This window comes from Delftia sp. NA_296.1 (assembly GCF_052692095.1).
The window spans coordinates 42650-57334 of the sequence record NZ_JBQZGF010000001.1 but is presented as its reverse complement, the minus strand read 5'-3'; the positions used below and the strand labels follow the sequence as shown (position 1 = coordinate 57334).

At 64.0% G+C, this 14685-nt stretch carries 12 protein-coding genes and 1 other RNA gene; 9 read left to right on the top strand and 4 right to left on the bottom strand.

Translation table 11 applies throughout. The annotated features are described in order from the left end of the window. The first annotated feature begins 30 nt into the window (after window positions 1-30). From ACUTR7_RS00215 to ACUTR7_RS00205, 3 genes are read left to right on the top strand one after another with little or no spacing between them, the layout of a single operon-like run. Window positions 31-423, top strand: coding sequence for a hypothetical protein (locus ACUTR7_RS00215; RefSeq protein ID WP_445607786.1), 393 nt, complete (start codon window positions 31-33; stop codon window positions 421-423). A 57-nt stretch (window positions 424-480) separates the two neighbouring features. Next, on the top strand, window positions 481-714 hold the full coding sequence (locus ACUTR7_RS00210; protein WP_445607785.1) for an excisionase: 234 nt from the start codon (window positions 481-483) through the stop codon (window positions 712-714). After that, complete coding sequence (locus ACUTR7_RS00205) at window positions 675-1856, top strand: Arm DNA-binding domain-containing protein (RefSeq protein WP_445607784.1); 1182 nt, start codon at window positions 675-677, stop codon at window positions 1854-1856. Before ACUTR7_RS00210 ends, ACUTR7_RS00205 begins: the two co-directional genes overlap by 40 nt. Before the next feature lie 114 nt (window positions 1857-1970). Here ACUTR7_RS00205 and ssrA read toward each other — a convergent pair. From ssrA to ompA, 4 genes are all read right to left on the bottom strand, one after another. Further along, window positions 1971-2349, bottom strand: a transfer-messenger RNA (tmRNA) gene (ssrA, locus tag ACUTR7_RS00200). Between the two features lie 12 nt (window positions 2350-2361). Next, window positions 2362-3027: an HAD family hydrolase gene (locus ACUTR7_RS00195; protein WP_043820616.1), complete on the bottom strand. Its 666-nt coding sequence runs from the start codon at window positions 3025-3027 to the stop codon at window positions 2362-2364. A 5-nt stretch (window positions 3028-3032) separates the two neighbouring features. Beyond that, window positions 3033-3755 carry a bifunctional 2-polyprenyl-6-hydroxyphenol methylase/3-demethylubiquinol 3-O-methyltransferase UbiG gene (gene ubiG / locus ACUTR7_RS00190; RefSeq protein ID WP_012206516.1) on the bottom strand — a complete coding sequence of 241 codons (723 nt, stop codon included), beginning with the start codon at window positions 3753-3755 and terminating at the stop codon, window positions 3033-3035. A gap of 84 nt (window positions 3756-3839) precedes the next feature. Continuing rightward, entirely contained in the window at window positions 3840-4499 is a 660-nt protein-coding gene (gene ompA, locus ACUTR7_RS00185; RefSeq protein ID WP_012206517.1) for an outer membrane protein OmpA, read from the bottom strand. 229 nt (window positions 4500-4728) lie between these two features. On the opposite strand from ompA, the gene gyrA reads away from it, so the two are divergent. The 6 genes from gyrA (at window position 4729) to rpsA (ending at window position 14639) form a co-directional block, all read left to right on the top strand. Beyond that, entirely contained in the window at window positions 4729-7395 is a 2667-nt protein-coding gene (gyrA, locus tag ACUTR7_RS00180; RefSeq protein ID WP_013801630.1) for a DNA gyrase subunit A, read from the top strand. Window positions 7396-7518: 123 nt separating this feature from the next. Then, a complete protein-coding gene (gene serC / locus ACUTR7_RS00175; protein ID WP_012206519.1) occupies window positions 7519-8628 on the top strand; it encodes a 3-phosphoserine/phosphohydroxythreonine transaminase in 1110 nt (369 codons plus the stop codon). Between the two features lie 19 nt (window positions 8629-8647). Then, window positions 8648-9748: a prephenate dehydratase gene (gene pheA, locus ACUTR7_RS00170; protein ID WP_013801628.1), complete on the top strand. Its 1101-nt coding sequence runs from the start codon at window positions 8648-8650 to the stop codon at window positions 9746-9748. After that, a complete protein-coding gene (locus tag ACUTR7_RS00165; protein WP_088164206.1) occupies window positions 9748-10626 on the top strand; it encodes a prephenate dehydrogenase in 879 nt (292 codons plus the stop codon). Before pheA ends, ACUTR7_RS00165 begins: the two co-directional genes overlap by 1 nt. A gap of 114 nt (window positions 10627-10740) precedes the next feature. Further along, window positions 10741-12768 (top strand): bifunctional 3-phosphoshikimate 1-carboxyvinyltransferase/cytidylate kinase, encoded by a 2028-nt coding sequence (locus tag ACUTR7_RS00160; protein WP_445607783.1) that lies wholly within the window; start codon window positions 10741-10743, stop codon window positions 12766-12768. A gap of 167 nt (window positions 12769-12935) precedes the next feature. Continuing rightward, on the top strand, window positions 12936-14639 hold the full coding sequence (gene rpsA / locus ACUTR7_RS00155) for a 30S ribosomal protein S1 (RefSeq protein ID WP_288124655.1): 1704 nt from the start codon (window positions 12936-12938) through the stop codon (window positions 14637-14639). Window positions 14640-14685 lie beyond the last annotated feature (46 nt).

Below are 14685 nucleotides of genomic sequence, written 5' to 3'. Positions count from 1 at the left end.
CGCTGAGGGGCTTTCTTTTTGGAGAACCAGATGAAGGAAGAACTTCAGCGACAGCTCGCCCAGATCATCGCGGCGATCCATGGGCAGGCGTCATCGACAGGGGATTTCTGGGTCGAGCGCTTGCCAAGCGTGGCGCAGCAGTACATCGCCTACGGCCGCGCTCAGGCCGTCATCGACATCATCATGCCCACTGCGGGTCTGCTGGTCGCGGCTTGGCTCATCAAACACTTGCTGGTGCACTCGGGCATCGCGCTCGACTTCAAGGCGCATCGCGCCTTCCTATCGCTGCTGACGGGAGTCGTCGCCACCGGCATTGGCATCTACTCCGTGATCGCGTTTGTGACTGCAACGCGCCTAGCGGCCCTGGTCTGGTTCGCGCCAAAGGTATGGCTCCTGCGCGAGCTGGCCAACCTGATCAAGTAGATATGAACGCGACCCGCGCCAACAGCCAGCGGGCCGAGACTTTTCAGTGAGGAAGCCATGAAAAACACCGCAACGACAGAATCTCCAGCGAGCGTGGAGCCCGAATGGGTGCGCGCGGAGAAGTACTTCGAGATGACCGGCACGCCGGTGGAGACAATCCGCCACTACCGGAAAAAAGGGATCTGGCTGGTCGGCAAGCACCTGGCCACGGTCCAGAACCGCCTGCACGTCAACATCAAGGAAGCCGACGCATGGATAAAAGAGCAAGCCTTACGCCGCCACCGGGCGTAACCATCCGGGAGATGAAATCTGGACCGCGTATCCAGATTTTCTTTGTCTTCAAGGGGCAGCAGTGCCGGGAGCTGTTGCCCGAGGCGCCGATTACCAAAAGCAGCCTCCAATATGCAGCCAACTTGCGCGGCGAGATAAAACGGAAAATCGCCGATGGAGATTTCTCCTATGCCGAATATTTCCCGGATAGTCCCCGAGCGAAATCTCAGGCAGAGGAAAAAGAAAAGGCCATGCTGCAGGAGCGCCTCGAAAGGCAGTTGGCGATCTACGCCAGGCAGGTCGAGGAGGAGAAGATGTCTCCTGCGACCCTGAGCGGCTACAAAAAGGCAATTACAGGCGAGCGCATGCGCCACTGGCATGGCTGGCGGCTCGAAGATGTCACCCCCTCGGCGTTGCGCGACTGGATCTCCGGCATGGACTGCACCAGCAAAGCCATCCGGAACATGCTCACCCCGCTGCGAAGCGTGTTCGAGGATGCGCTGAACGACGGCCTGATCGAGTTCAACCCGTTTGATCGCATCGCCCTGGCAAAGCTGATTCGCCAAACCAGCAAAGCCAGCGATTATGTGATCCAGCCGTTCACCCAGGCCGAGCGAGAGCAGATCCTGCTGGCGTGCCGCGAGGATGAGCGCCCCATGATCCAGTTCTGGTTCAACACCGGCCTGCGGCCCGGCGAGCTCCAAGCGCTGCGCTGGGAGCACATCGACATGGAACGGCGCGTTGCCCAGATCGTGCTCAACCAGGTTGTCGGCGTCATCAAGGCGCCAAAGACCGAAGCAGGCAAGCGGGATGTAGAGCTGAACGCGGAGGCCATCGAGGCGCTGAGACTACAGCGGCCTATCAGCCAGATGCGCGGGAACCGCATATGGCTCAACCCGCGAACCCTGAAGGCCTGGACGACGGACGCCCAGATCCGCAAGACGCTCTGGTTGCCGCTCATGGAGCGGTCCGGGATCGAGTACCGCAACCCGTATCAAATCCGCCACACATTTGCGTCCACACTGCTCACGCGGGGAGAGAACCCCTGGTATGTGGCCAGCCAACTGGGCCATGAGGATGTGGAGATGGTGTACCGGACGTACGGCAAGTTCATCCGGGAGGACTACCAAAAGCCGAAGCCGGCCCTGCGCGCTGTCAGCTGAGATCGGTGCATTTCGCGTGCACTTCCAGTGCATTCGCGCGCACCAACCTGCACCATTTAGACAAAAGAAAACCGGCCTACACCCTGCATTTGCTTGGTGTAGGCCGGTGGTGGATGGTGGAGCTGGCGGGAATTGAACCCGCGTCCGCAAGCCTTCGCCGGGCAGATCTACATGTTTAGCGTTCTGTTTTGAGTCTCGCCTCCCAAGTCGCGCAGGCGCACGCTACCCGGGATGCCAGCTTCCTTGGATCTTGCCACGTACTAAGAAGCCCAGCACGCAGCCAGCTGATGTAAATTCCCTTGCAGCCGGGAGGTATTGCTACCCCCTTGCCCAGCCCATCAGCGTGCTGTTGCAAGGCTCACCGGATTTAAGCGGCGAGTGCGAAACGTTCGTCGTTTGCAGTTAGTTTTTTTGAATGGAGATTTACGAGCGTCACTCAAGCTCGACATGCACCACGCCGGTCCCGAACCCACGTCGAAACCAGGACAGCCCCAAGACTCCTATCTTAGCCTCTTTCCAGCAGTTTCAAGAGCTCCAGCGGAGAATAGATTTGCGCATCCGCCTGCCACTGCAGCGTATCGCCCGCTGCGCCAAGGTAGCCGTAGCAGGCCGCCACGGTCTTCATGCCTGCGGCCTTGCCTGCAACGATGTCGCGCTCATCATCACCCACATAGACAAAACTCTGCGGGGGCAGGCCGATACGCGCGGCAGCTTCCAGCAACGGTGCTGGATGGGGCTTTGCGTGGGGCGTGGTATCACCGCTGACGATGGCACCCGCGCTCGCGAAAAGCGGCATCTGCTGCGTCAGCGGATCGGTGAAACGCATGGATTTGTTGGTGACCACACCCCAGGGCATGGATGCCGCCTGGAGCTGTGCAATGAGCTCCGGGACACCATCGAACGCGTAGGTGCGCTCGGTCATGCACTGCTCGTAGTTGCGGAAAAACTCCTCGCGCATCTCCGGAAACTCCGGCGAGTCAGGCGTGAGCCCGAAGCCCACCCCCAGCATCCCCCGTGCCCCGGCGCCCGCCATGGGCCGATACCGCTCATAGGGAAGCGACTGCAGGCCACGGTCAATGCGCATCCTGTCTGCGGCCGCACCCAGGTCGGGCGCACTGTCGATCAAGGTGCCGTCCAGGTCGAACAGAACAGCTCGGACTTCTTGCCACATGCGGCTCACCCTTCTGCCCGGCGCGTTGCCAGCATGTAGTTCACCGATGTGTCCGCGCTGAGCCAGTAGCGCCCGGTGATGGGGTTGTGCTGCAGACCCTTGCTGGCCTGCAGGTCAAGGCCAGCCTGACGGGCAAACATGGCGAGTTCGCTGGGCTGGATCAGCTTGGCGTACTCATGCGTCCCCTTGGGAATCATCTTGAGCAGGTACTCCGCCGCCACAATGGCCAGACCAAAGGCTTTGGCACTGCGGTTGATGGTGGAGAAGAACACCCAGCCCCCAGGCTTGACCAGCTCGGCGCAGGCCGCGACCACGGAAGCGGGATCGGGCACATGCTCGAGCATCTCCATGCAGGTCACCACGTCAAAGGAGCCCGGCTGCTCCTCGGCCAGACGTTCCACACTGACTTCGTGGTAGTGGATGTTCGGAGTGCCCGTTTCCAGCGCATGCAACTGGGCCACACGCAATGCCTTGGTGGCCAGGTCGATGCCCACCACCTCTCTCGCCCCCTTGCGGGCCATGGAATCGGCGAGGATGCCGCCGCCGCAGCCGACATCAAGGACCCTGCGGCCCTTCAAGGGAGCTTGCGCATCAATCCAGTCCAGGCGCAACGGATTGATCTGATGCAAAGGTTTGAACTCACTTTCCGGGTCCCACCAGCGATGGGCCAGGCTGGAGAATTTCTCCAGCTCCGCCGGGTCGGCATTGACGTTGATTGCGTTGCTCATGGCTCGATTGTCGGTGATTGCGACGACCGTTCGGCCATAAAAAAAGCCCCGTTGCCGGGGCTTTTGCGGGAAGCAATCGAAAGATTACTGAGCGGCGCGGGTGCCGACCACTTCGATTTCCACGCGACGGTTCTTTGCGCGGCCTTCCTTGGTCTTGTTGTCGGCGATGGGCTGCTTTTCGCCCTTGCCTTCAGTGTAGACGCGGTTCTTTTCGATGCCCTTGGACACCAGGTAAGCCTTCACAGCTTCAGCGCGGCGAACCGACAGCTTCTGGTTGTAGGCGTCAGAGCCAACGGAGTCGGTGTGACCGACGGCGATGACCACTTCCAGGTTGATGCCCTTGACCTTGGAGGCCAGGTCATCCAGCTTGGCCTTGCCTTCGGGCTTCAGAACCGACTTGTCGAAGTCGAAGAAAGCGTCAGCAGAGAAGGTCACCTTGGAAGCCACGGCCGGAGCGGGAGCCGGTGCCGGAGCGGGAGCTGCCGGAGCGGGCGTTGCGGCAGGAGCCACAGCGGCTGCCACAGGCTTCAGGGCACCGTCGCAGTCAGCTGCTGCAGTGGCGGGCGTCCAGTTGGCATCGCGCCAGCACAGTTCGTTCGTGCCGTTCTTCCACACCAGTTCGCTGGTGCCGTTTTGCCAGTTGTCGATGGTCTTGCCACCGTCAGCAGCCTTCACTTGTGCGCCAGCAGCCGTTGCGAGGGCGGCAGAGGCAAACAACATCGCCACTTTGTTCAGTTTCTTCATGGTTCTCCTCTTGGGGAAAAAGCCGCAGCAGGGCTGCGAATCTGTGGACGTTATCAGTGACCATCACCAAAAACGTTGAATTGATTGTGCCATACGTCACAAGCAGACGGACCGCCAAGCGGGCGCCAACAAGTAGGACAGCGGCGGAATTCCAGGGTTATGTTGCTCGGCTGCTACACGTCATTCGACCTAAAATGGGCCTTTTCCCGCCGTCAGAGTATCGCCACACATGACCCAGTTTGCTAAAGAAACCCTGCCCATCAGCCTCGAAGAGGAGATGCGTCGCAGCTATCTCGATTACGCAATGAGCGTGATCGTGGGCCGGGCGCTGCCCGATGCGCGAGATGGTCTCAAGCCTGTGCATCGGCGCGTGCTGTTCGCCATGCACGAGCTCAACAACGACTGGAACCGGCCGTACAAGAAGTCGGCGCGTATCGTCGGCGACGTGATCGGCAAGTACCACCCGCACGGAGACAGCGCGGTGTACGACACCATCGTGCGCATGGCACAGGATTTCTCGCTGCGCCACATGCTGGTCGACGGGCAGGGCAACTTCGGTTCGGTGGACGGGGACAGCGCGGCGGCGATGCGTTACACCGAAATCCGCCTGTCCAAGATCTCCCACGAGATGCTGGGCGACATCGACAAGGAGACGGTGGACTACGGCCCGAACTACGACGGCAGCGAGCGCGAGCCGCTGGTGCTGCCCGCGCGGCTGCCCAACCTGCTGGTCAATGGTTCCTCGGGCATTGCCGTGGGCATGGCCACCAACATTCCTCCGCACAACCTCAACGAGGTGGTGGATGCCTGCCTGCACCTGCTGCAGACGCCTCAGGCCACCATCGACGAGCTGATGGAGATCATTCCCGCGCCTGACTTCCCCACGGCCGGCATCATCTATGGCATCAACGGTGTCAAGGAAGGCTACCGCACGGGTCGCGGACGCGTGGTGATGCGCGCCAAGTGCCACTTCGAGGACATCGATCGCGGCCAGCGCCAGGCCATCATCGTTGACGAGCTGCCCTACCAGGTCAACAAGAAGACGCTGCAGGAGCGCATGGCCGAGCTGGTGCACGAGAAGAAGATCGAAGGCATCAGCCACATCCAGGACGAGTCCGACAAGTCGGGCATGCGCCTGGTGATCGAGCTCAAGCGCGGCGAAGTGCCCGAGGTCGTGCTCAACAACCTGTACAAGCTGACCCAGCTGCAAGACACCTTCGGCATGAACATGGTGGCGCTGGTCGATGGCCAGCCCAAGCTGTGCAACCTGAAGGATCTGGTCGAGGTCTTCCTGCAGCACCGCCGCGAAGTGGTCACGCGCCGCACGGTGTATGAGCTGCGCAAGGCGCGCGAGCGCGGCCATGTGCTGGAAGGCCTGGCGGTCGCGCTGGCCAATATCGACGACTTCATCGCCATCATCCGCAACGCGCCGACGCCGCCTGTGGCCAAGGCCGAGCTGATGACGCGCAACTGGGACAGCAAGCTGGTGCGCGAGATGCTCACGCGCACCCGCACCGATGGCGGCGTGGTCAACGCCGACGACTACCGCCCCGACGGGCTGGAGCGCGAATTCGGCATGCAGGCCGATGGCCTGTACCGCCTGTCCGAAACCCAGGCCCAGGAAATCCTGCAGATGCGCCTGCAGCGCCTGACCGGCCTGGAGCAGGACAAGATCGTCGCCGAGTACAAGGACGTGATGTCCGTCATCGAGGACCTGCTGGACATCCTGTCCAAGCCCGAGCGCGTGTCGGCCATCATTGGCGACGAGCTCAAGCAGATCAAGGCCGAGTTCGGCCAGAGCAAGGTCGGCGCCCGCCGCAGCACGGTCGAGTACAGCGCGCAGGACCTGTCCACCGAGGACCTGATCACGCCCACCGACATGGTGGTCACGCTCAGCCACACGGGCTACATCAAGAGCCAGCCGCTGTCCGAGTACCGCTCGCAAAAGCGCGGCGGACGCGGCAAGCAGGCCACGGCCACCAAGGAAGACGACTGGATCGACCAGCTGTTCATCGCCAACACGCACGACTACCTGCTGTGCTTCTCCAACCGCGGCCGCCTGTACTGGCTCAAGGTCTGGGAAGTGCCCGCAGGTTCGCGCGGCTCGCGCGGACGCCCCATCGTCAACATGTTCCCGCTGCAGGATGGCGAGAAGATCAACGTGGTGCTGCCGCTGACGGGCGAGTACCGCAGCTTCCCGGCCGACCACTATGTGTTCATGTCCACCAGCATGGGCACCGTGAAGAAGACGGCGCTGGACGAGTTCTCCAACCCGCGCAAGGCCGGCATCATCGCCGTGGGCCTGGACGAGGGCGACTTCCTGATCGGCGCAGCCCTCACCGACGGCAAGCATGACGTGATGCTGTTCAGCGACGGCGGCAAGGCCGTGCGCTTCGACGAAAACGACGTGCGCCCCATGGGCCGCAACGCGCGCGGCGTCAAGGGCATGAACCTGGAAGAAGGCCAGAGCGTGATCGCCATGCTGGTGGCCGAGGACGAGTCGCAAAGCGTGCTCACGGCCACCGAAAACGGCTACGGCAAGCGCACCTCCATCGTGGAGTACACGCGCCATGGCCGCGGCACCAAGGGCATGATTGCCATCCAGCAATCCGAGCGCAACGGCAAGGTCGTCGCCGCCACCCTGGTGCATGCCGACGACGAAATCATGCTGATCACCGACACTGGCGTGCTGGTGCGCACCCGGGTCTCGGAAATCCGCGAACTGGGCCGCGCCACCCAGGGCGTGACGCTGATCTCCCTGGACGAAGGCGCCAAGCTCGGCGGCCTGCAGCGCATCGTTGAAAACGATGCCAACGAAGTCGAGGACGAGGCCACGGGCGAGGAGGCCGCAGGCGGCGACGAAGCCGCTGCCGAAGGCACGGGCGAGCCCGCCTGATGACCCAGCCCCCGCTGGGACTGCCTCCCGCACCGGGAGCGCAGTCCCAGCGGCGGCCCAGATTTTTGACAGTTGCAGGCACCGCCCGAACTGGCGCCTGCGCGTGACTTGACAGTGAACTCCATGAACCGCCCTTACAACTTCTCCGCCGGCCCCGCCGCCATTCCCGCCGAAGTGCTGCAGCAGGCAGCCGCCGAAATGCTCGACTGGCACGGGTCCGGCATGAGCGTGATGGAGATGAGCCACCGCGGCAAGGAGTTCATCTCCATCTATGAACAGGCCGAGGCCGACCTGCGCGAGCTGCTGGCCGTCCCGCCCGAGTTCAAGATCCTGTTCATGCAGGGCGGCGGCCTGGCCGAGAACGCCATCGTTCCCCTGAACCTGTCGCGCGCAGGCACGGTGGACTTCGTGCTCAGCGGCAGCTGGAGCCAGAAGTCGGCCAAGGAAGCACGCAAGTACGTGGCGGACGCGCACATCGCGGCCAGCGGCGAGGACGGCAAGTTCACCGCCCTGCCCGCCCCCGAGAGCTGGCAACTGAGCCGCGGCGCCAGCTACGTGCACATCTGCAGCAATGAAACCATCCATGGCGTGGAGTTCCAGGAGCTGCCCGACCTGAAGGCGCTGGGCTGCGATGCTCCGCTGGTGGTTGACTTCTCCTCGCACGTGGCCTCGCGCCCCGTCGATTGGAGCCGCGTGGGCCTGGCGTTCGGCGGCGCGCAGAAGAACCTGGGCCCTGCCGGCCTGACCCTGGTCATCGTGCGCGAGGATCTGCTGGGCCACGCCCTGCCGGCCTGCCCTTCGGCCTTCGACTACAAGACCGTGGCCGACAACCAGTCGATGTACAACACGCCGCCGACCTGGGGCATCTACATCGCGGGCCTCACGTTCCAATGGATCAAGCGCCAGACCGAAGGCGGCCTGACCGGAGTGGCCGCCCTGGAGGCGCGCAACATCGCCAAGGCCGACCTGTTCTACCAGTACGTGGACCAGTCCTCGTTCTACGTGAACAAGGTCGCTGCCAATTGCCGCTCGCGCATGAACATCCCCTTCTTCCTGCGCGACGAATCGCGCAATGACGCCTTCCTGGCCGGAGCCCGGGAACGCGGCCTGCTGCAGCTCAAGGGCCACAAGTCCGTCGGCGGCATGCGTGCCAGCATCTACAACGCCATGCCCATCGCTGGCGTGCAGGCGCTGGTGGAGTACATGCGCGAATTCGAACAGCGCAACGCCTGACCGACCCACACTCCCGCCCATGAGCACCACACCCCAAGCCTCTCCCGATCTGGCGCATCTGCGCGTGCAGATCGACGATATCGACCAGCAACTGCTGGACCTGCTGAACCGACGTGCCCGCGTGGCAGAGCAGGTCGGCGAGGTCAAGAAGCGTGAAGGCACGCCCTTCTTCCGCCCGGACCGCGTGGCCCAGGTCATCCAGAAGATCGAGTCCGCCAACCCCGGTCCGCTCAAGAACGGCCATGTCTCGGCCATCTGGCGCGAGATCATGTCGGCCTGCCTGGCGCTGGAGTCGCCCCAGCGCGTGGCCGTGCTGGGCCCGGCGGGCACGTTCTGCGAGGAAGCCGCCATCCAGTACTTCGGCGGCGCGGCCGATCTGATGTACTGCAACAGCTTCGACGAGGTGTTCCACGCCACGGCCGCAGGCAGCGCGCAGTACGGCGTGGTGGGCGTGGAGAACTCCAACGAAGGCGTGGTCACGCGCTCGCTGGACATGTTCCTGCACACGCCCTGCCACGTGGTGGGCGAGGTCAGCCTGCTGGTGCGCCACAACCTGCTTCGCAGCAGCAACACGACCGAGGGCATCGAGGTCGTGGCAGCCCATCCCCAGGCCCTGGCACAGTGCCAGGGCTGGCTGGCCAAGCACCTGCCGCATGCCGAGCGCCGCCCGGTGTCCAGCAATGCCGAAGGCGCTCGCCTGGCAGCGCTGCACCCCAACATCGCCGGCCTGGCCAGCGAACGCGCGGCCCAGCAATTCGGCCTGCATGTGGTGGCGCATGCCATCCAGGACGATGCCTACAACCGCACGCGCTTCGCCGTCATCTGCCTGCCGCACACGCTGGCCACGCCCTCGCCCAGCGGCCAGGATTGCACCAGCATCATCATCTCCGTGCCCAACCGCCCCGGCGCCGTGCATGACCTGCTGGTGCCGCTGAAGAGGCACGGCGTGTCGATGACGCGCTTCGAGTCGCGCCCCGCGCGCACCGGCCAGTGGGAGTACTACTTCTACATCGACCTCGAAGGCCACCCGGCACAACCCAATGTGGCCAGCGCGCTGGAAGAGTTGCGCGGCCTGTGCGCCTTCTACAAGGTGCTGGGCACCTACCCGGTATCCAAGTGATGCAGCCCTTTGAACAACTGGGCCTGATCGGCTGCGGCCTCATGGGCGGCTCGTTCGCCCTGGCGCTCAAGCAGGCAGGGCTGGTCAAGCGCGTCGTGGGCTACAGCAAGTCGCCTTCGACGACCGAACGCGCTCGCCAGATGGGCGTCATCGATGTGGAGGCCCCCTCCGCCCTGCTGGCCGCCGCCGGTGCCGACCTGGTGCTGCTGGCCGTGCCCGTGGCGGCGACCGAGGCCACGCTCAAGTCCATCAAGCACCTGGTCACGCCCGAGATGATGATCATGGACGTGGGCTCCACCAAGGTCGATGTGGTGCATGCCGCCCGCTCGGCCCTGCGCGACCAGCTCGGCTCTTTCGTCCCGGCCCACCCCATTGCAGGCAAGGAAGTCTCGGGCGTCGAGCACTCCGACCCCCAGCTGTACAAGGGCGCACAGGTCATCCTGACGCCCACCGAACGCACGCTGACCGACCACCTGCAAAAGGCCCGTTCCCTGTGGGAGCTGCTGGGCTGCCGCGTGCGCGCCATGTCGCCCGAAGCCCACGACAGCGCCTTTGCCACGGTCAGCCACCTGCCGCATCTGCTGGCCTTCGCCATGATGCAAAGCGTGATCACCCAGCCCGACTCCGACGACGTGCTGTCCCTGGCCGGCCCCGGCTTCCGCGACTTCACGCGCATTGCCGCAGGCGATCCCAAGATGTGGCGTGATGTGCTGCTGGCCAACAGCGAGCAGGTTCTGGCACAGTCGCGCCAGTTCCAGCAGGCGCTGCAGCAACTCGAATCCCTGATCCAGGCCGGTGACGGACAAGGTCTTGAAGACCACCTGACCCTGGCCAGCGCCGCGCGCGCCCATTGGCGCATGGGCGCTCCGCGCCGCTGACGCGCAACGCAGGGCAAGCGCCAGACGCAAGCCCGGCGCACCCAAAGCGCTCCTGTGCATTGCGGCCGGCGCGGCCGCAATGCCTCCCGACAGCCTGTTTGCATCCGAATTGCCATGTTCAGTACCGCCTTCCTCGATATCCCCCCTCTTTCCCGCGCGCAGGGCACGGTGAGCCTGCCGGGCTCCAAGAGCATCTCGAACCGCGTGCTGCTGCTCGCGGCACTGAGCCAGGGCACGACCGTGGTCCACGACCTGCTCGACTCGGACGACACGCGCGTCATGCTCCGGGCCCTGCAGCAACTGGGCTGCACGGTGGAGCCCGCCACCATCACCCTCGGCCAGCCCGTGCACATCACCGGCCTGGGCGGCGTCCTGCCCTCCGGCGCCAGTGCCGAACTGTTCATGGGCAACGCCGGCACGGCCATGCGGCCGCTGACGGCAGCCCTGTCCGTGCTGGGCGGCGACTTCAAGCTCAGCGGCGTGCCGCGCATGCATGAGCGCCCCATCGGCGATCTGGTCGATGCGCTGCGCCAGCTCGGCTGCCGCATCGACTATCTGGGCAACGAGGGCTTTCCTCCGCTGCACATCCGCCAGCCCGATTTCTCGCAGCTGCCGCACAGCCCCATCCAGGTGCGTGGCGATGTCTCCAGCCAGTTCCTGACCTCGCTGCTGATGGCGCTGCCGCTGCTGGCCAACACGCGCGACATCACCATCGAAGTCGTGGGCGAGCTGATCTCCAAGCCCTACATCCACATCACGCTGGAATTGCTGGCCCGCTTCGGCATTGCCGTGCACAACGAGAACTGGCAGCGCTTCACCATCCCGGCCGGCAGCCGCTACAGCTCGCCGGGCGAGATCCATGTCGAGGCAGACGCCTCGTCGGCCAGCTACTTCATCGCACTGGGCGCCATCGCCTCGGACAGCGCCGAAGGCATCCGCATCCTCGGCGTGGGACTGGACTCCATCCAGGGCGATATCCGCTTTGTCGAGGCCGCGCGCGCCATGGGCGCCGAGGTGGAAGGCGGCCCCAACTGGCTGCGCATCCGCCGTGGCGCATGGCCGCTCAAGGCCATCGACCTGGACTGCAACCACATCCCCGATGCCGCCATGACGCTGGCCGTCATGGCCCTGTATGCCGATGGCACGACCACGCTGCGCAACATCGCAAGCTGGCGTGTCAAGGAAACCGACCGCATCGCGGCCATTACCAAGGAGCTGCGCAAGCTGGGCGCCGACGTCGAGGAAGGCGCGGACTACATCCGCATCACGCCGCCCGCGTCCACCGCCGCATGGCGTGCGGCCAGCATCCACACCTATGACGACCACCGCGTGGCCATGTGCTTCTCGCTGGCGGCCTTCAATCCGGCCGCCCTGCCCGTGCGCATCGAAGACCCCAAGTGCGTCGCCAAGACCTTCCCCGACTACTTCGAGGCTCTGTTCTCCGTCTGCGAGACGGGCCGCGCGCGCATTCCCGTGATCTGCATCGATGGCCCCACGGCCTCGGGCAAGGGCACGATTGCCGCCGAGGTCGCCCAGGCTCTTGGCTACCACCTGTTGGACTCGGGCGCGCTGTACCGGCTCACGGGGCTGGCCGCATCGCGCGCCGGCCTGGTGCTGGACGAACCGCACGCCCAGCAGATCGCCGTGCTGGCGCGCGAGTTGCCCGTGCGCTTTGATGCCGAGCAGCGCATCTGGCTGGGTGACGAGGATGTCACCCTCATCCTGCGCAGCGAGGAGTCGGGCATGAACGCCTCGCGCGTCTCGGCCCTGCCTGCCGTGCGCGACGCACTGGTGGACCTGCAGCTGTCCTTCCAGCAGCTTCCGGGGCTGGTTGCCGACGGCCGCGACATGGGTACGGTGATCTTTCCCCATGCTCCCCTCAAGGTCTATTTGTCGGCCTCCGCCGCCTGTCGCGCCGAGCGCCGGCATAAGCAGTTGATTTCCAAAGGAATTGCCGCTAACATAAGCGCCCTTCGGGCTGACCTTGAAGCACGCGATGCGCGGGACATGAACCGCAGCGTCGCACCGCTCAAGCCCGCCCAGGATTCCATGCTGCTTGACAGCTCCGAGCTCTCCATCGAAGAGGTGGCAGAACAGGTGCTTTCGTGGTGGCAGGAACGCCAGCCGTTCGGCCGCGACTGATTGCCAGTTGCGCCGCATGGTCGGCAAACCCGCCCTCCGGGCCCAGACATGGCGGCACCGCCCCATGTACGGCCCGAGGTCCATAGACTCCAACACCGTGGTTGAACCCACAACACCTCCGCAAACAGTCCTAGAAACGCCTGGCAATAGTGCCGGCGGAAACCTGTTTGCGGGCAAGGAAATACATGTCTGAATCTTTTGCCTCCCTGTTTGAAGAATCGCTGCAACGCACGGAAATGCGTCCTGGCGAGGTCATCACCGCTGAAGTCGTGCGCGTCGAGCACAACTTCGTCGTCGTGAACGCTGGCCTGAAGTCGGAAGCCTACGTGCCAATCGACGAATTCAAGAACGACCAGGGAGAAATCGAAGTCCAGGTGGGCGACTTTGTGTCGGTCGCCATCGGCTCGATCGAAAACGGCTACGGCGACACCATCCTGTCGCGCGACACCGCCAAGCGCCTGGCCTCGTGGTTGGCTCTGGAAAAGGCCCTGGAATCGGGCGAATTCGTGACCGGCACGACCTCCGGCAAGGTCAAGGGCGGCCTGACGGTGCTGGTCAACGGCATCCGCGCCTTCCTGCCCGGTTCGCTGATCGACACCCGTCCGATCAAGGACCTGACTCCGTACGAAAACAAGACGATGGAGTTCAAGGTCATCAAGCTGGACCGCAAGCGCAACAACGTGGTGCTGAGCCGCCGCGCCGTGGTCGAAGCCTCGATGGGCGAAGAGCGCGCCAAGCTGATGGAAACGCTGAAGGAAGGCGCCATCGTTCAAGGCGTGGTCAAGAACATCACCGAATACGGTGCGTTCGTGGACCTGGGCGGCATCGACGGCCTGCTGCACATCACCGACATGGCATGGCGCCGCGTGCGTCATCCCTCGGAAGTCGTGCAGGCTGGCCAGGAAATCACCGCCAAGATCCTCAAGTTCGACACCGAGAAGAACCGTGTCTCGCTGGGTCTGAAGCAAATGGGCGACGATCCGTGGATGGGCGTTTCGCGCCGCTACCCCTCGAGCACCCGCCTGTTCGGCAAGGTCACGAACATTGCCGACTACGGCGCGTTCGTCGAGCTGGAACCCGGCATCGAAGGCCTGGTGCACGTCTCCGAAATGGACTGGACCAACAAGAACATTGCTCCGACCAAGCTCGTTACCCTGGGTGACGAAGTCGAAGTCATGGTGCTGGAGATCGACGAAGACAAGCGTCGCATCTCGCTGGGCATGAAGCAGTGCAAGGCCAACCCCTGGCAAGAGTTCGCGCAGAACACCAAGCGCGGCGACCGCGTCAAGGGCCCGATCAAGTCGATCACCGACTTCGGCGTGTTCGTGGGTCTGGCTGCCGGTATCGACGGCCTGGTGCACCTGTCCGACCTGTCCTGGAACGAGCCCGGCGAAGCCGCCGTGCGCAACTACAAGAAGGGCCAGGAAGTCGAAGCCATCGTGCTGGCCGTGGACGTCGAGCGCGAGCGCATCTCCCTGGGCATCAAGCAGCTGGACAGCGATCCCTTCACGACCTTCGTGACCGTGAACGACAAGGGCCAGATCGTGTCGGGCAAGGTCAAGACGGTGGACGCACGTGGTGCTGAAATCGACCTGGGCGAAGACATCATCGGTTACCTGCGTGCTTCGGAAATCGCCGTGGACCGCGTGGAAGATGCCCGCTCGGTGCTGAAGGAAGGCGACGAGATCACCGCCGTGGTGGTCAATGTGGATCGCAAGACCCGCAACATCCAGCTGTCGATCAAGGCCAAGGACCAGGTCGACCAGCAAGAAGCCATGGCTTCCCTGTCCGCTCAGTCGGCCAAGGAAAACGCCGGCACGACCAGCCTGGGCGCCCTGCTGCGCGCCAAGCTGGACAACTCCGACAAGTAATCAGCAGCCAGTCTGCTGACCGCTGAAGGTCGGATGCGACGGGCGC